We start from the raw sequence: 15,529 nt of genomic DNA on the forward strand, positions 1-15,529 counted from the left end.
TTGTCAGATGACGAGCTTGCGGAGCTGTTGCGAAATCAGGTCCATCACGGTCACCGTCAAAACGATAATGATGATGATGGCGGAGGCTTGCGGGTAATAGAAGCCACGAATGGTTTCGAAGAGGATCTGGCCGATGCCGCCTGCGCCGATCAGGCCAAGCACGGTTGCCGAGCGGACGTTGGATTCCAGTCGGTAGAGGGAAAACGAAATCCATAAAGGCAAGACCTGCGGAATAACGCCGAAGATGACCTGCTGCACTCTGGACGCGCCAGTGGTTCGGATCGCTTCGACGGGCCGCGGGTCGATGGCTTCCACTGCTTCCGAAAACAGTTTTGCCAGAATTCCGGTCGTATGAATGAACAGGGCCATGACGCCGGCGAACGGGCCAAGCCCTACTGCAACCACGAAAAGGACCGCGAACACGACTTCGTGGATGGCACGGAACATGTCCATTAATCGCCGTACTGGCTGGTTGATCCACCAGGGCGTCATGTTGTGGGCAGAGAGAATGCCAAATGGTATCGATACCAGGACCGCGAGACATGTGCCCCAAAGCGCAATCTGCACGGTGACCATCATCTCTTCGAGATAATAGGGCCACGTCTTGAAGTCCGGACGCAGGAAGTCCTTGGCATATTCCGCCATGTTGCCGCCATCGGTAAACAGGTAGGTCCAGCGATCCATCTCTGCCGGGCTCCAGCTGAAAATCAATGCAGCCGCCAGACCGAGCATCAGGCTCCAATTGCGAATGCTGCCCGGTTGCCTGCCAGTTGGCAGACCGGCTACAGCACCCTTAGAAAGAATTGTCTCGCTCATGGCACACGATTCCGGTTTTTCAAAAGAGGGGCGGGCAACTTCTCCCGCCCCTTACGCGTGGTGACCTCAGGTCTTGGACGCCTCTGCGAGTTCGGCTTCGAACCTGGTCTTCTGGTCGGTCAAGGACTTGATCTTTTCAGCCTTGGCTTCGGCAGAAAGAGACGTGTCGGCTTCGACCTGCGAGAGTGATTTCGTTAGCTCCATCACGCGGATCGGCAGCAGCTGCTTGTTGGTCGAGGGACGGAACGGTCCCCACTTCAGGCTGGCAAGGATCTTTTTCTCCTCGGCAACATTACCTGTCGACTTGTCGGTGCCGTAGGTCACGAAGAACGTCCGGATTTTTTCCTTGGTCGCATCGGGAAGATCCTTGCGCCAAACGATCGGGTCAGACGGGATCAGCGGCGAGCGCCAGATTTCGCGGATTTTCGCAAATGCGTCCGGCTTGTTCTGCTTGATCAAGGCCATGTTTTCGGTGTTGTTGGCTGCAGCATCGACCTGCTTGTTGGCAACCGCCATTGCATTGGTTTCGTGGTTGGCGTTGGTGACATTCTTGAAGCAGGTCTTGGGATCGATACCACGAGCGCTGAAGACAAACGTCATCGGCACGAGATATCCGGATGTCGAATTCGGGTCGCCCAGACCGAAGTTGAGCGACTTGTCGCATGTCAGCACGTCATCAATGGTCTGGATCTTGCTGTCTGTAGGTACGATGACGACGGACCAATAGCCCGGATCACCATTGATCGGCATGCTCTGGACGAAGACTTCGCCATCAGCGCGATCGACCGCTTCCATCGCAGACTTGTTGCCGTACCAGGCGACCTGCACCTTGTTGAAGCGCATGCCTTCGATGATGCCGGCATAGTCGGACGCGAAGAAGGCCTTGATGTCGAGGCCTGTCTGCTTCTTCATATCGGCCAGAAGCGGGTCCCAGCTGGTCTTGAGGTTTTGCTGGGATTCCGTGGAGATAATGCCGAAATTGATCGTGTTGTCCTGCGCCAAGGCTGCGGAGGAGATCGTCAAGGCGACAGACATCGCCGCCATGCTTTTCAGTATCGCGTTCATGAGTGGTCTCCGGTGATCGTCGGTCAGACGCCTAAAAGGGCCAACTGACGGTGTTGAGGCTCCGCACAGGGTTGGGGAGCCGGGTACTCCGCCGGAGCTTCCGGCAGGACGAGTTCTTCCGACGCCGAACCGTAGAGTTCGGCAAGGAATGCATTGGAAAGTTCGCTTGAAGCGCCGTCGAACACGATTTCGCCGTCGCGCATCGCAATCGTTCGCTTGCAATATCGCCGCGCATATTCGACCTGATGCAGCGAGACCAGAATGGTGATGTTGTCTTGCGTGTTGATGGTGGCGAGAACGTCCATCACCCGCCGAGCCGAAGACGGATCAAGCGCCGAAATCGGTTCGTCCGCGATCAGAATTTCAGCACCCTGCACCAGGGTCCGCGCGATGGCCGCTCGTTGCTGCTGGCCTCCGGAAAGCGTCGAAGACCGCTGGGTCGCCACTTGTGGAATACCCACGCGGGCAAGGGCCGCAATAGCCGCATTCTTTTCTTCCCGATTGAACAGACCAAGCGTTCCACGCCAGCGCGGTATCTGGCCCAGGTGGCCGATAAGGACATTGGTGAGAACCGACATGCGGCCCACCAGATTGAACTGCTGGAAGATGACCGAGACCGCGCCGCGCTTGACCTTGTCCGTCAGGCGTCCGGCGCTCTGCGACACATTGCCTAAAACATCGATCCGGCCATTACGACCATCGCCGGTTTCAAGGCCCGCAATATGACGGATCAAAGTGCTTTTGCCGGAGCCGGATGCTCCGATGAGGGCGACCATCTCGCCTTTTTCGACCATCAGGCTGACACCGGACAGGGCTCGGGTCGAGCCGTAAGTCTTCGAGAGATTGGAAACCATAATCGCCGTCATTGCCCGTCTCCGTGCTTGGGTCTGTTCAAAGAGATTGGATGGCTTTTGATGATCGTTCAGTGACGGTTCGGTGAAAGTTTCGTGTCAACCGCCATAACGGCTGATGAATTCTTCGGCTGGGAGATCGCGAAAATCTTGGAGTGCTTCGAAAAGGCGATCATGCGACCAGTCCCACCATGCAAGGTTATCCATGCGCTGACCGGTCTGGGCGTCGAAGCGAGCCCGGATCAGACGGGCGGGGACGCCGCCGACAATGGTGTAGGCCGCGACATCGCGCGAGACGACAGCACCCGAACCGACGACGGCACCATTGCCGATTGTCACGCCCGGCAGGATGGTGGCGCCATGGCCGATCCAGACATCATGACCAATCACCACGCGTTTCGCACGCCTTGCGGCAAAGAAATCGGCCTCTTCTTCGCCTTGTGGCCAGTAGTCTCCGGCGCGGTAGGTGAAATGATGCAGGCTTGCCCTGTCCATCGGGTGGTTGGTGGCATTGATGCGGACACTGGCGGCGATATTGGCAAACTTGCCGATGGTCGCGCACCATACCTGACCGTTGCGCTCGATGTAGGAGTAGTCAGCGAGGATCGTCTCCGAGATACGACATCCCCCGGCGATCTCGGTGTAGCGCCCAAGTTGGCAGTCGCTGACCTCTGCTGTCGAATGAATCAGAGGCTCTAGGGAAAGCTTGGTCATGCTGACATCTTTCGAGCGGAAAAGGTTGATACATCCAGAATGCGGGTCGCCACCGCGTCTCGCACGGGTTGGTCATGGAAAATTCCAAGCACCGCTGTTCCAGCATCCGTCTTTTCCGCAATCATCGCAACCACGATGTCGCGGTTTTCCGAGTCGAGTGACGCCGTCGGCTCATCGAGAAGCAGGATGGGGTGATCTGTGATAAAGCCGCGTGCAATATTGACGCGCTGCTTTTCTCCACCCGAAAAGGTCGCTGGCGGCAGGCTGAAAAGTGTCTGCGGCAGGTTCAGTCGCAAAAGCATGACCTCTGCACGCTCCAATGCTTCGGCCCGGGATATGCCGCGGGCCAGCAGAGGTGCTGCAACGACATCAAGAGCGGAGACACGCGGCACGGCTCTTAAAAACTGGCTGACATAGCCGATGCTTTCGTTTCGCAGTTCCAACACCAGTCTCGGATCGCCGCCTCCCAGATTACGCATGGCTCCAGACTTGGTGTCACGGACCCAGATCTGGCCACGGTCGATGGCGTAATTACCGTAAACCATCCGCAATATCGACGATTTTCCGATGCCCGATGGTCCGCCGAGCACCACGCATTCGCCGCGATGGAGCTCAAAATTGACATCGTTGACGACGGGCAGAACAAGTCCGTCGCGCAGATGCATGGTGAAGGATTTGGCGACGTTCTCCACCGATAGAAGAACGGTCTCGGCAGCATTGATGGACGGTTGATGAAGGCTCATCTCAACTCTCCGGTATCGAGGCGACAAGAAGCTGCGTGTAGGCATGTTGCGGGTCGTCCAGCACGCGATCGGTCAAACCGTTTTCGACGACCTTTCCATCTTTCATCACGAGCATCCGCTGCGACAAAAGGCGCGCCACAGCGAGGTCATGGGTGACGAGGACGACAGACAGACCAAGGTCGCTGACCAGCCCGCGAAGCAGATCGAGAACACGCGCCTGAACGGAAACGTCCAGACCGCCGGTCGGCTCATCCATGAAAATCAGGCGAGGGTGGGTCACCAGATTGCGGGCGATCTGCAATCTTTGGCGCATGCCGCCTGAAAATGTCACAGGCTGGTCATCGATACGATCAGTGGCAATTTCGACACGCGCCAGCCAATCGCTGGCGTTGCGGCGAATATCGCCGTAATGACGCTCTCCAATGGCCATAAGGCGTTCACCGACATTGGCGCCTGCCGAAACCCGCATCCGCAAACCGTCGGCCGGGTTCTGGTGAACGAAGCCCCAGTCCGTGCGCATCAAGAAGCGTCTCTCAGCCTCAGATAGATCGGCAAGATCGGGAAAACGCCCGTCACGCATCCGATACCGGACGCTACCGGCAGAGCGGTCGAGCCGCGCCGAAGTACAGTTCAGCAATGTCGTCTTGCCGGACCCGGATTCGCCGACAATTGCGATGACCTCGCCCGGCCAGACGTCGAAAGAAACACCGGTGCAGCCGATGAAGGCGCCATAGCGACGTTCAAGATCGCGCACGGACAGTATGGGATCGCTCATGGTTGCTCTCCCATCGCAGCCTTCGGCATTCCTAGACCCTGATGGCCGTCTCCCTGTCTCGTTTCGCAATGATCTGTGTCGGAACACACGAACATGCGTCCGCCTTGGTCGTCGGTCACAACTTCATCGAGGTAGACGCCGGTGGCATTGCATAGAGCGCAGGGTGCAGTGAACGTCTGGACCTCGAAAGGATGGTCTTCGAAGTCGAGGCTAACGACGTCCGTGAAGGGTGGAAGCGCATAAATCCGCTTCTCGCGACCAGCACCGAACAGCTGTAATGCGGGCGAATTGTGCATTTTCGGATTGTCGAATTTCGGAATGGGCGAGGGGCCCATCACATAACGGCCCTCGATCTTGACGGGGTAATCGTACGTCGTTGCGATATGGCCGTGTCTGGCGATATCCTCATAAAGCTTGACCTGAATCAGGCCGTATTCTTCCAACCCGTGCATGATGCGCGTCTCCGTTTCACGCGGTTCGAGGAAACGTAGCGGCTCAGGAATGGGGACCTGATAGACAATGGTTTGGCCGGCCTTGAGAGGCGTCTCGGGAATGCGGTGGCGCGTCTGGATGACACTGGCTTCTGTGGTTTTCGTCGTCGTTGCCACGCCCGCGGTCTTGGCAAAAAAAGCACGGATCGAGACTGCATTCGTCGTGTCGTCGGCACCCTGGTCGATGACCTTGAGAACGTCGTCCGGGCCGAGGATCGCAGCCGTCACCTGAACGCCGCCGGTTCCCCAGCCATAAGGCATGGGCATCTCGCGGGAGGCGAACGGCACCTGATAGCCGGGGATGGCGATGGCCTTCAGGATTGCCCGACGGATCATGCGTTTCGTCTGCTCATCCAGATAGGCGAAGTTGTAACTGGGCAGGTTCATTCTGCTGCCTCCTTGCTGGCCGAGGTCTCTTCGTTTTCCTTCCGCAACATGCGCAGCAGACCGAGTTCGGCCTGGAAATCCACGTAATGCGGTAATTTGAGATGTTCGACGAATCCGGTGGCTTCGACATTATCGCAATGGGCCAACACGAACTCTTCGTCCTGTGCGGGCGCGGTCCGTTGCTCATCGAATTCATCGGCGCGCAACGCTCGGTCAACGAGGCTGACAGCCATAGCTTTTCGTTCGGACTGCCCGAACACCAGCCCATAGCCCCGCGTGAAGCGCGGGCCGTCTGCCGTGGTGCCCTTGAACTGCGACACCATCTGGCACTCGGTGACACGAATGGAACCAATGGAAACCGCAAAGCCAAGCTCCGGGACATCCACCTCGACCTCGACGAGCCCGATGCGCACTTCTCCGACAAAGGGGTGAGTGCGGCCGTAGCCTCGTTGCGTGGAGTAACCGAGCGACAGCAGAAATCCCTCGTCGCCACGCGCTAGCGCCTGAAGTCGCAGATCTCGGTTCGCCGGAAATGACGTCGGCTCACGGGTCATATCCGTCGGCTCTTCTTCCGACTGGATGTCAGGCTCGATCAAGCCTTCATCGTTGAGGATATCCGTGATGCGTGGATAGGTGCTCTCTTGCTGGGCCTCGCGCCGTTCCGGCTGATCAACGGTCTCGTCAACGGCCATGGCGGGGTCGATCAGGCGGTGGGTATAGTCGAAGGTGGGTCCCAACAGTTGGCCACCGGGGATATCCTTATAGGTGGCAGATACCCGGCGTTCGATCTGCATGGCCCCCGTGTCGATCGGTTGGGAATATCCGAAACGGGGCAGGGTGGTGCGATAAGCCCGCAGCAGAAAAATCGCCTCGATGAGGTCGCCGCGGGATTGCCGAACGGCCATAGCAGCCAGTTCTGGATCATAGAGAGAACCCTCGGCCATGACGCGATCAACGCCAAGCGAAAGCTGACCGGCAATCTGCTCCAATGTCAGCGCAGGCACATCGCGATCGCCTCGGCGTCTGTCGGCCAACAGCTTATGAGCTTTGTCGATAGCGGCTTCACCGCCCTTTACGGCCACATACATCGCTTCAAATCTCCTTGATGCGCGTTGTGCGCGGGAGGGCCAACGCCTCGCTGCCACAAACGATGATGACGTCGAGGCCCAGTGGGTAAGACGCGTTGTTCTCCAGCGCCCATTTGGCAAAGCCTTCCGGCAGGCCGGATGGTGAAATGGCGTGCGTGTTTTCAATCCCGGGGCCGGAGAGTTGCAGCATGGTCCCGCCAGTCATGGCGTGAACCGGAAGGATCAACGTTGCAGAGCGGTCGGGATAGCTCATCGTCCCCACAGCAAAATCTTTCCAGTTATCAATTCGGCTTTTCTCACTAAGAACCGCAAAGCTTGCCTTGCCTTGCTCTGGTGTGACCGGTGCGCCCGAATGGAAGACCAGCCATTCGGCAGCACTCTGCATGTCGCCCGCGTTTTCAAACCAGACCGGGGTGTCATAATCCGCAAGCGTCAGCAAAATGGCAGAGGCAGCGCAGGTGAGGGGCGCAGGGCCGGTTGCGACGGTGCCGAGATCAACGTTCGTTCCAGGTCTGGAAAAAGCATCCATTACCGCTCGGAAAACACTCTGGGAGGCGAAAACAGGATCGGTGAAGCCGCCATCGAATGTTGCTGTTTGCATCAGTCTTCTCCTCGTGTGACGGTGAAGAAATCGACCTTTGTCGCTTCCGTCTCTTCGGCGCGCTTTTGCTTCTCGTCGTTGATTGCGGAGAGGATGGGCCGGGTGATTTCGTCATCGATACGTTGCTGCCAGGTGTCGATTTGCCGTAGCGCATCGAGATGGGCGACGATGCGTGCCTTGTTTTGGTCCCGGCCCAGCACGATGGAGTGGCCGACCTCACCTGTCACGAGCTTGATCGTTGCACGAGTGACGCTCGCTTCGCCTAGATTAAAGGTGGCACCACCACCGCCAATTCTGCCTCGAACCATGACGGTGCCGATTTCCGGGCCGCGTACCGGTGAAGCGGTGGGCAGCGATGGAGCCATCCGCGAGTAACGTTCATCCAGCAGAACAGCAGGCGCCGCCGACAGGATGTCGAGAGCGCTTTTTCTTGAGAGAACTGCAGTGTCAAAGGGGTGCTTGATGCGTGTCATCTCTCATCCATATTTATCTAGTTGTGTAGACAACTAATCATATTTGATATATACACTCAATACGGTGACAGAAGAATGACAGCCTGGTGTTTGTGGAGGGCTTGCGTGGACGATCTCGATGATGGCGTTTCACGGTGGCGGCGCGTTGCAGACGGCATCCGCAATGCCATCAGCGAGGGGGCGATAGACGATCAATTGCCAACGGAGGGCGCCTTGGCGTCTCAGTACGGGGTCAATCGCCATACCGTCAGGCGAGCAATCGCTGCGTTATCCAGTGAGGGGCTTCTTCGCGCTGAGCGCGGTCGCGGCACCTTCGTCAATGCGGTGCCCCAGCGCATTGTTTATCCGATTGGCACGAGGGCCCGCTTTTCCGAAAACATGATGCGACAATCGTTGGAGCCATCGGGGCGATTGATCAATGCCGAGCTGATTGTTGCCAACGCTGCACAGGCAAGCCTGCTGGATTGCAAGATCGGAGCGCCGCTGCATCGTATGGAGCATCTGGCCGTGGCAGCCGGTGTTCCGCTGTCCAGATCGACCTCTCTTTTTTCCGCAGACCGGTTTCCCGGGATCATCGCCGCCTATGCCGAGACCGGCTCCATCACAAAGGCACTGGAAATGGAGGGTCTTGCGGATTATCGGCGCAAGGAAACGAGATTGACCGCTGAACGCGCATCATCTCGCGATGTCAGCTTCCTCACTTGTGCGCCCGATAGTATCGTCCTTGTCAGTCGGGCAATCGATATCGATCAGAACGATGCACCCGTACAAAGCATCGTCACGCGTTTCTTGGCAGACCGTATGGAACTTGTCTTCTCGAATGCGCCATAGCTTCTATCTTTCCGCGATCACATACAGAGCGAAACTGGAAGACGGACCGGGCTTGTACAAAACTTTTCGGGAAAAAAGACAACCGTATCAAGGTTGTTCTCACCGCTTAAGCTGTTAGAACCAAAGGACCACGCCGACCGTGTGGTCTGCATACGGTGGGTTAACCCTGGAGAGCTTTGTCGATGAATTATGCCGCACTCATCTCGGAGCTGTTGGAAACCTCTGAACACGTTTCAGACACCGACCCCGCCAAAATCCGTGAACTGCTTGATCACGCCGTTGTCGCGGTGCGGGACTTGAGAGACAAGATCGACAGACATCCAGCGCAAAACGTCCGCGATGCCGTGACGTTTCTAGAGAAGATTTCCGCTGATTTGGCCGTCGGTGACGTTCCTGTCGATCAATGTCGAAGCGCGTTGAAAGACGCTTCGGTCATGATCGAAGACCTCGCAGCAAAGTCGCGTTCCAAGATTTATTAGAACACGACCCCCTTATTGCGACATTACGGTTGACGATCACAACGCGTCAGCAAAAGCCATTCAGCTTCAGTATCTTGTGTGCCTCGATCGTCGCTTGAAGCGCTGCTTCCGAGGTGCGGTCGCCCTGGTTGCCATCTGGGTGATGCATCTTAAGCCTTTCCCGGTAACGGCGCCTGATATCTTCAGGCGTCGCATCTGCTTCGAGGCCTAGCGTGTCGAAAGCCTTTGCTTCGAGCACCTTGAGCTTGCGTTTCTGAAGATCGGCTTTTTGCGCCTGACGCTGAGCTGCCGTCTTGCGCTGATTCAATGCTTTTGCAGAACCGGAGCGTGCGGTCGAGGGCATCGGAATTTCCGTCGACCGGTCGACCCGTGTGCCAAAGGTCACGCGGCGACCTTCAGCAGCTTCCTTTTGGTAGCGCGCCACTTCATCGCTCGATGGGGCTGACGTGAAGCTGTATCCCTTGTTGTAATCTCTGACATGCTCGATGCAGAACATGAGATACAGTCCTTCGGCCATGGGTCCAACAGGTGCGCGATGCGTACCGGTCTTGTCGCAACCGTCCCACTGACATTTCGGACCTGTCGGCTCGCTAGCGCTTGTCGATTTTTTGCGCGCGGACTTCAGTCCAACGAATATTTTTGAATCAGACGTCATGACGTGTGTATGGACTCAGTGCGCCATCCCGGCAAGGGTTTTTGCGCGACCTGCCCAATGGTTTTTGCGCACCCGATATGCATGGAGGGAATTGCGCGCCATTTATCTGTGAGACGATGGTGGGAAATTGATGATGAATTGGCTGCTGCACATCGTGTAATGATCGCATCATTGTGTTCAAGACACACGGTGCGGACTTGTTAAAAAATCACAATTGCTCTCTAGATTTCAGTAGAGTTGATTCAAGACGTCGATAAGGAATAACGCTGAATGCGCATGAAGTATGGTTTTGTTGGCTTAATTCTGTTTGTTGCGTCCTCTGCTTTTTCTCAAGAGCTCGCGAAACCTCCTGTCTTGGAGCCATCCAGCACTCAGGCGCAAGCCGCCAATCTGAGTGCGCAGTTCCTTGGGAGGTATGCCTATAAGCCTGTTCCGCTCGATGACGCGCTCTCCGCAAAAATCATGGACAAGTTCATCAAGTCTCTCGACCCGGACAGGATGCTGTTCATGCAGGCTGATATCGACACCTTCATGGTTGGCAAAAACAGCATCGATAACGGGATACTGGACGAAAACCTAGAAATTCCGTTTTCCATTTTCAACGTTTATACCCAGCGGGTCGTCGATCGCATGACCTACGCCCGTGGCCTGCTCAAGCAGCCGTTCGATTTCACAGCAAAAGAAGAATATTCGCTTTTCCGAGAGGATGCCCCATGGGCGCAATCTGCGCAGGAGAGCAATGAGCTTTGGCGCAAGCGGGTTAAAAGTGACTGGCTGCGTCTGAAGCTGGCGGGTCAGGCCGATACGGCGATTCGTGATACTCTGGACAAGCGTTACAAGAATATTCTGGAGCGCGTTTATCCCTACAAGAGCGACGACGTGTTCCAGACGTTCATGGCCGCCTACACAACGGCAGTGGATCCTCATACCGACTATTTCAGTGCCGCAGCGTCCAACGAGTTCGACATCTCGATGAGACTTTCTCTGGTTGGTATCGGTGCCGTTCTGCAGGAACGTGATGGTTACACCACAATTCGTGAACTCGTTGCAGGTGGTCCGGCCCAATTGTCCGGAAAACTTGCCGTTGGCGATCGCATCATTGGCGTGGGGCAGGGTCAGGATGGCGAGATTAAAGAGGTTGTCGGAACCCGGCTGGATGAAGTGGTCCAAATGATACGGGGTGAAAAAGACTCCACCGTTCGACTGGATATCTTGCCTGCAGATGCGGGTGGAAATGCAAACCACCGTGTTATCACTCTCATCAGAGACAAGGTCAGCCTGGAAAAACAGGCCGCTCAAAAGACGATCGTCCCCGTGCTCAAGGATGGTGTCACGCGCAAAATTGGCGTGATCACGCTGCCGACCTTTTACGAGGATTTTGAAGCGCGCCGAAAAGGTGACAAGAATTACAGAAGCGCCAGCCGAGATGTTGCCAAGCTGCTTGGAGAGTTGAAGCAGGAGAATGTGGACGGCGTGCTTGTCGATCTGCGTGACAATGGCGGCGGATCCCTGTCGGAGGCAATTGATTTGACCGGCTTGTTTGTCGGCAAGGGGCCGGTTGTCCAGCAGCGGGACGCAGAGGGCAAGATCAAGGTCGAAAGCGATGATCTGTCAACGCCGGCATGGTCAGGTCCCGTCGGCGTTCTGATCAACCGCGGTTCTGCTTCGGCCTCGGAAATTTTCGCGGCCGCCATACAGGATTATGGCCGTGGGGTGATCGTGGGCGAGCCGAGTTTCGGTAAGGGTACGGTCCAGACGGTTGTCGATCTCGATCAGGTTGCCCGCAACACCAAGCCGGAATTCGGCCAGCTGAAACTCACCATCGCACAGTTTTTCCGTATCGATGGTGGCACGACGCAATTGCATGGTGTCACACCCGACATCAGCCTGCCGGGTCTGTCCGATCCCAAGCTGCTGGGTGAATCGAGCTACGACAACGCATTGCCGTTTTCCGAAATCAAGCCTGCGAAATATGCCGCTAAAGGAACGACAAGCGCTCTGTTGCCGCAACTCCAAAGCCGCCATGAGGCCCGTATCAAGGACGACAAGGCTTTTCAGCGATTTGAAGCGGATGTCGCCGACCTCAAGGCCCAACGCGAGAAACGAACTTTGTCTCTCAATGAAGCTGAACGCAGGAATGAAATGACCGCGTTGGCGGATCGTCTGAAAGCGCGCGGAGAGGCAGACGACGGGGTTATGCGCGGTAGTGATGATGGTTTGCAAGCAAACGAGCGCAGTCTAAGTGCTAATCTCGCGATCGAGACCGCTCGGAAAAATGCAAAAGACGTTCTACAGATCGAGGCAGCAACGATCGTTGCCGATGAGGCAGACCTGTCGCAGGACGTCAAGAAAAAGCAGTAAAGTCTGCAAAACAGGCTCAAAAGCATCAAGTCGCCGACCAGAGCTCACATGCAGGTCGGCGGCTTTTCTTCGACGTCGGTGGGTAACATGTGTCGCCCAATCGAGCGGATTGTCCAAAAGAAAATCGCCATGAAGATCATACCGCGGTGGATGATGCATGTGACCTCCATGGTCTGAAGGCCGTTTCACTTTATCCGTTTAAGCCGCGAAATAACGATAGTTCTGGAACCTGTTGGCGTACCACCAGTTTGCTTGGCAGTACCCTAAAGGAGAAATGTCATGAGAGATATCAACCCGGCTCCAGATAACCCCGCAGAAACGCCACGCGGCCCAACGTCGACACCCGGCATTCCAGATCGCGTGCAGGAAAAGCCACCCGTCCCGCCCATCAGTGATCCCGGTGACACGAAAAACCCAAACGATCCGACACTCAACCCAGCCTTGTTGCCGATCGGCGACCCGGCTGGTGCTGCCTGATGCCTATGACGTTTTGAATGAGGCGCGGCCCGACCGCGTCTCATTCGCGTAATGCGGCAATGGACTCACCTGTTGATCGCGGCATCTTTTGCGCCGACGACGTTCGTGAAGATTAAATCTGTTGTTATGCAGTGATTGAAGACAACAAATTTGTGTGCGCTGATTGACACCCCGGTCAAACCGCTAAGCCTGCGCGCGTGTGGGGGAGGGGCTCTCGTCTAGCCGGTTCATCCCAGTTATAGGGCCTGTTACGTCGAGATGAGCAAGGGTCGCAGCGAATTGAGACCTGCTGTGAGATCCTCGAAACTGGGCGCACCCAGACAGAGCCGCAGTCCCGACTGGCCATCTCCGGACCCTTCGATAGAACTTGGCGGTGTGATGGCAATGCCGTTCACGACCGCCGCCGACAAAACCTCTTCGGCTTTCTCGGCGGGCATCGGCAGCCAGATATGGAAGCCTCCGTCCTTGGATTTGAGCGCGACGTCCGGGCCCAGTAGTTCTTGCGCCGCCCGTGTCCGGCGTTGAGATTCTGTACGCACGTCGTCAATGATGATCCGAGCGGCACCAGTCTCTATCAGGCGAGAGGCAATGACCGTATCAAGGGACGTAGCCGTGATCATGGTTGCTTGTAGCCGACTGCTAATCGCGCTGAAAAAACGGTCGTTGGGCGCAAGGATAAATCCTGTTCGCAGAGCCGGGCAGACGGTTTTGGAAAGGCTGCTGATGTAAAAGCAGATGTCGGGCGCCAACGCCGCCAGTGGCGGTGGTGCTCCAGGGATAAGGGCGCCGTAAACATCATCTTCGACGAGGATGAGATTTAACCTTCGGGCAATCTCGATGATGTCCTCCCGACGCTTCAGGCTCATCACGCTGGTTGTGGGATTCTGCAAGGTCGGCACCAAATACGCAACCCGAGCCCCCGTTCGCCGGGCTGCCTCTTCGAGGGCTTCGGGCAAAATCCCTTCGTCGTCCATGGGAACAGCACACAGCCGAAGATCGTTCTGGGCCGCTGCAGATCGAACGCCCGTATAGGTGAAGCTCTCAACCAGCACAGTGTCTCCCCGCGCCGTGCTTACGGAGAAGGCAAGGCTGATGGCATGCTGTGCCCCTTTGCACACAGCCATCCTTCGCGAGTCTGCTGGCAGGCCCTGCGAGGTGATCCATCGTGCGAAAGAGACCCTGTGCGCATCGAAGCCTGCTGACGGGCCGTAGCTGCAGAAGTCGAGCCAGCTTTCGGGATTGTTGCCGAGTTCGGCAAACACGTCTGCAAGACGATAAAGCGACTGCACCATCGGTGGTTCATTGAGGGCAAGATTGAGCGTTGCGAAATTGCGGTTACGGATCTCTTCGGATCGTGGTTTTGCACTGGCGGTTTCATTGGCCTGACCGGCACGGGCGGCAAGCCCGCTGACACGTGTGCCTCGCCCAACATGCCCTTCAATCAATCCACGCGTTTCGGCCTCGAGGTAAGCTCGCGTAATCGTGCCTGGACTGACTCCCAGTGCCTTCGCAAGGTTTCTGTGGGGCGGCAGGGCGTCACCACCGACAAGATGACCCGACGCAACGTCACGCGACAGGGCCTCGACGATGCGCAGATAGATCGGCGCGGTGTCGACCGATCCTGTGCCTATTTTAGGCATCCACATTTCATCTCCTTACGCTTGACTCATTTTTTGTGACGTGACATTTTGTACTGGTGCATTAAATGCAAATTTTTAGATAATGCTCTAGTTCATTTTGTTCGACTGATGATATTATCAGCTGCACACGCTTGCAGAAGGAATTTTCTGAATGGCCTTATTGCAGAACGCAGGCGCGCGCGCCACAACCTCAGCTCACGAAAATATCGGCCTCATACTCGGAACAGTAGCGGTTTTGGCCTTCTCTCTTACGCTCCCTATCACGCGGTATTTAACGCACTATCTCAATACATGGGATATTGGTTTGGGGAGAAGTTGCCTTGCTGCAATGGGTGCGGTGGTTGTCCTCATGGCGACTCGTCAGCGGTTTCCAACACGGCAACAATGGGGGCGACTTGCTCTGACGGCTTCAGGTATAGCGTTCGGTTTTCCTCTGTTGACGGCGCTGGGCATGAAAACGGTGCCAGCTAGTCATGGAGGGATTGTCCTTGGTAGCCTTCCCCTCGCTACGGCCCTTATCGGCTGCTTTCTTTCTAAAGAGCGGCCATCTTTTGCTTTTTGGGTGGTCGCGTTGGTCGGCTTCGCCCTGGTTTTCACGTTTTCGCTCTACAGTCAGGGTGGTACAGCGGATTTGTCGTTCTATACCGGTGACTTGGCGCTGATCGGCGCCGTGGTAATGGCAGGGATTGGTTATGCGCAGGGAGGCATACTGGCCCGCTCCCTGGGGGGGTGGCAGGTTATCTGCTGGACCCTGGTTGCCAGCTTGCCGCTCCTCATACCTGCCACGATCGCGACGGCCAACTGGGATAATTTCGCTGCCTTGCCAGTTGTGCCATGGGTCGCCTTTGCTTTTCTTGCGCTCGTCAATTCCCTGATCGGATTTTTCTTTTGGTATCAGGCTTTGGCGATTGGTGGCATCGCTCGCGTTAGCCAAGTGCAACTCCTCCAACCGTTCTTCACATGGCTTTTTGCTGTTTGGTTCCTCGGTGAGGATCTCAGTCTCGTGACGCTGGTCTTCACGGCATTGACCATCGCCACTGTGATCATAGGTAAGAGAACACTCGTCCGATAACGCAATAGAT

At 56.4% G+C, this 15,529-nt stretch carries 17 protein-coding genes; 5 read left to right on the plus strand and 12 right to left on the minus strand.

Going from position 1 to position 15,529, the window contains the following annotated elements; translation table 11 throughout:
• Positions 1 to 3: 3 nt before the first annotated feature.
• The 10 genes from phnE to phnG all read right to left on the minus strand — a co-directional run bounded on the left by phnE (position 4) and on the right by phnG (position 8,004).
• Positions 4 to 816, minus strand: a complete 813-nt coding sequence (phnE, locus tag GGQ73_RS01805) for a phosphonate ABC transporter, permease protein PhnE (protein ID WP_183893470.1) — start codon at positions 814 to 816, stop codon at positions 4 to 6.
• Positions 817 to 882: 66 nt separating this feature from the next.
• Positions 883 to 1,881 carry a phosphonate ABC transporter substrate-binding protein gene (gene phnD / locus GGQ73_RS01810; protein WP_183893472.1) on the minus strand — a complete coding sequence of 333 codons (999 nt, stop codon included), beginning with the start codon at positions 1,879 to 1,881 and terminating at the stop codon, positions 883 to 885.
• Between the two features lie 23 nt (positions 1,882 to 1,904).
• Positions 1,905 to 2,747, minus strand: coding sequence for a phosphonate ABC transporter ATP-binding protein (gene phnC / locus GGQ73_RS01815; RefSeq protein WP_183893474.1), 843 nt, complete (start codon positions 2,745 to 2,747; stop codon positions 1,905 to 1,907).
• 84 nt (positions 2,748 to 2,831) lie between these two features.
• Positions 2,832 to 3,446: a DapH/DapD/GlmU-related protein gene (locus GGQ73_RS01820; protein ID WP_183893476.1), complete on the minus strand. Its 615-nt coding sequence runs from the start codon at positions 3,444 to 3,446 to the stop codon at positions 2,832 to 2,834.
• Positions 3,443 to 4,189: a phosphonate C-P lyase system protein PhnL gene (gene phnL / locus GGQ73_RS01825; protein WP_183893478.1), complete on the minus strand. Its 747-nt coding sequence runs from the start codon at positions 4,187 to 4,189 to the stop codon at positions 3,443 to 3,445. Before phnL ends, GGQ73_RS01820 begins: the two co-directional genes overlap by 4 nt.
• A 1-nt stretch (position 4,190) precedes the next feature.
• Positions 4,191 to 4,964: a phosphonate C-P lyase system protein PhnK gene (gene phnK, locus GGQ73_RS01830; protein WP_174154881.1), complete on the minus strand. Its 774-nt coding sequence runs from the start codon at positions 4,962 to 4,964 to the stop codon at positions 4,191 to 4,193.
• Positions 4,961 to 5,842, minus strand: a complete 882-nt coding sequence (locus GGQ73_RS01835) for an alpha-D-ribose 1-methylphosphonate 5-phosphate C-P-lyase PhnJ (RefSeq protein ID WP_183893480.1) — start codon at positions 5,840 to 5,842, stop codon at positions 4,961 to 4,963. The genes phnK and GGQ73_RS01835 overlap by 4 nt, the downstream gene beginning before the upstream one ends.
• On the minus strand, positions 5,839 to 6,930 hold the full coding sequence (locus GGQ73_RS01840) for a carbon-phosphorus lyase complex subunit (RefSeq protein ID WP_183893482.1): 1,092 nt from the start codon (positions 6,928 to 6,930) through the stop codon (positions 5,839 to 5,841). Before GGQ73_RS01840 ends, GGQ73_RS01835 begins: the two co-directional genes overlap by 4 nt.
• A 4-nt stretch (positions 6,931 to 6,934) precedes the next feature.
• Entirely contained in the window at positions 6,935 to 7,531 is a 597-nt protein-coding gene (gene phnH, locus GGQ73_RS01845) for a phosphonate C-P lyase system protein PhnH (protein WP_174154876.1), read from the minus strand.
• On the minus strand, positions 7,531 to 8,004 hold the full coding sequence (gene phnG / locus GGQ73_RS01850; RefSeq protein ID WP_174154874.1) for a phosphonate C-P lyase system protein PhnG: 474 nt from the start codon (positions 8,002 to 8,004) through the stop codon (positions 7,531 to 7,533). The genes phnH and phnG overlap by 1 nt, the downstream gene beginning before the upstream one ends.
• Positions 8,005 to 8,109: 105 nt before the next feature.
• On the opposite strand from phnG, the gene phnF reads away from it, so the two are divergent.
• Both phnF and GGQ73_RS01860 read left to right on the plus strand, forming a co-directional pair.
• Positions 8,110 to 8,835, plus strand: a complete 726-nt coding sequence (phnF, locus tag GGQ73_RS01855; protein WP_252094093.1) for a phosphonate metabolism transcriptional regulator PhnF — start codon at positions 8,110 to 8,112, stop codon at positions 8,833 to 8,835.
• Positions 8,836 to 9,017: 182 nt separating this feature from the next.
• Positions 9,018 to 9,314 carry a hypothetical protein gene (locus GGQ73_RS01860; protein WP_183893486.1) on the plus strand — a complete coding sequence of 99 codons (297 nt, stop codon included), beginning with the start codon at positions 9,018 to 9,020 and terminating at the stop codon, positions 9,312 to 9,314.
• 46 nt (positions 9,315 to 9,360) lie between these two features.
• Here the strand turns inward: GGQ73_RS01860 and GGQ73_RS01865 are convergent, their stop codons facing one another.
• A complete protein-coding gene (locus GGQ73_RS01865; protein ID WP_174154868.1) occupies positions 9,361 to 9,969 on the minus strand; it encodes a J domain-containing protein in 609 nt (202 codons plus the stop codon).
• 270 nt (positions 9,970 to 10,239) lie between these two features.
• Here GGQ73_RS01865 and GGQ73_RS01870 point away from each other — a divergent pair, with 270 nt between their 5' ends.
• Together GGQ73_RS01870 and GGQ73_RS01875 are read left to right on the plus strand one after the other, a co-directional pair.
• A complete protein-coding gene (locus GGQ73_RS01870; protein WP_183893488.1) occupies positions 10,240 to 12,330 on the plus strand; it encodes a carboxy terminal-processing peptidase in 2,091 nt (696 codons plus the stop codon).
• 279 nt (positions 12,331 to 12,609) lie between these two features.
• Positions 12,610 to 12,807, plus strand: a complete 198-nt coding sequence (locus GGQ73_RS01875; protein ID WP_183893490.1) for a hypothetical protein — start codon at positions 12,610 to 12,612, stop codon at positions 12,805 to 12,807.
• A 248-nt stretch (positions 12,808 to 13,055) separates the two neighbouring features.
• On the opposite strand, the gene GGQ73_RS01880 is transcribed toward GGQ73_RS01875, so the two are convergent.
• Entirely contained in the window at positions 13,056 to 14,447 is a 1,392-nt protein-coding gene (locus tag GGQ73_RS01880) for an aminotransferase-like domain-containing protein (protein WP_183893492.1), read from the minus strand.
• Between the two features lie 151 nt (positions 14,448 to 14,598).
• On the opposite strand from GGQ73_RS01880, the gene GGQ73_RS01885 reads away from it, so the two are divergent.
• Positions 14,599 to 15,519 carry a DMT family transporter gene (locus GGQ73_RS01885; RefSeq protein WP_183893494.1) on the plus strand — a complete coding sequence of 307 codons (921 nt, stop codon included), beginning with the start codon at positions 14,599 to 14,601 and terminating at the stop codon, positions 15,517 to 15,519.
• The last annotated feature ends 10 nt before the right edge of the window (positions 15,520 to 15,529 follow it).

Source organism: Rhizobium skierniewicense, from assembly GCF_014196515.1.
Taxonomy (GTDB): domain Bacteria; phylum Pseudomonadota; class Alphaproteobacteria; order Rhizobiales; family Rhizobiaceae; genus Agrobacterium; species Agrobacterium skierniewicense.

Excerpts from the sequence above, each read along its gene's own strand:
- phnC (WP_183893474.1), bottom strand. The coding sequence starts at position 2,747 with ATGACGGCGATTATGGTTTCCAATCTCTCGAAGACTTACGGCTCGACC.
- phnG (WP_174154874.1), bottom strand. The coding sequence starts at position 8,004 with ATGACACGCATCAAGCACCCCTTTGACACTGCAGTTCTCTCAAGAAAA.
- phnD (WP_183893472.1), bottom strand. The coding sequence starts at position 1,881 with ATGAACGCGATACTGAAAAGCATGGCGGCGATGTCTGTCGCCTTGACG.
- GGQ73_RS01870 (WP_183893488.1), top strand. The coding sequence starts at position 10,240 with ATGCGCATGAAGTATGGTTTTGTTGGCTTAATTCTGTTTGTTGCGTCC.
- GGQ73_RS01865 (WP_174154868.1), bottom strand. The coding sequence starts at position 9,969 with ATGACGTCTGATTCAAAAATATTCGTTGGACTGAAGTCCGCGCGCAAA.
- phnK (WP_174154881.1), bottom strand. The coding sequence starts at position 4,964 with ATGAGCGATCCCATACTGTCCGTGCGCGATCTTGAACGTCGCTATGGC.
- GGQ73_RS01840 (WP_183893482.1), bottom strand. The coding sequence starts at position 6,930 with ATGTATGTGGCCGTAAAGGGCGGTGAAGCCGCTATCGACAAAGCTCAT.
- GGQ73_RS01885 (WP_183893494.1), top strand. The coding sequence starts at position 14,599 with ATGGCCTTATTGCAGAACGCAGGCGCGCGCGCCACAACCTCAGCTCAC.
- GGQ73_RS01875 (WP_183893490.1), top strand. The coding sequence starts at position 12,610 with ATGAGAGATATCAACCCGGCTCCAGATAACCCCGCAGAAACGCCACGC.
- GGQ73_RS01820 (WP_183893476.1), bottom strand. The coding sequence starts at position 3,446 with ATGACCAAGCTTTCCCTAGAGCCTCTGATTCATTCGACAGCAGAGGTC.
- phnH (WP_174154876.1), bottom strand. The coding sequence starts at position 7,531 with ATGCAAACAGCAACATTCGATGGCGGCTTCACCGATCCTGTTTTCGCC.
- GGQ73_RS01835 (WP_183893480.1), bottom strand. The coding sequence starts at position 5,842 with ATGAACCTGCCCAGTTACAACTTCGCCTATCTGGATGAGCAGACGAAA.
- phnL (WP_183893478.1), bottom strand. The coding sequence starts at position 4,189 with ATGAGCCTTCATCAACCGTCCATCAATGCTGCCGAGACCGTTCTTCTA.
- phnE (WP_183893470.1), bottom strand. The coding sequence starts at position 816 with ATGAGCGAGACAATTCTTTCTAAGGGTGCTGTAGCCGGTCTGCCAACT.
- GGQ73_RS01860 (WP_183893486.1), top strand. The coding sequence starts at position 9,018 with ATGAATTATGCCGCACTCATCTCGGAGCTGTTGGAAACCTCTGAACAC.
- GGQ73_RS01880 (WP_183893492.1), bottom strand. The coding sequence starts at position 14,447 with ATGCCTAAAATAGGCACAGGATCGGTCGACACCGCGCCGATCTATCTG.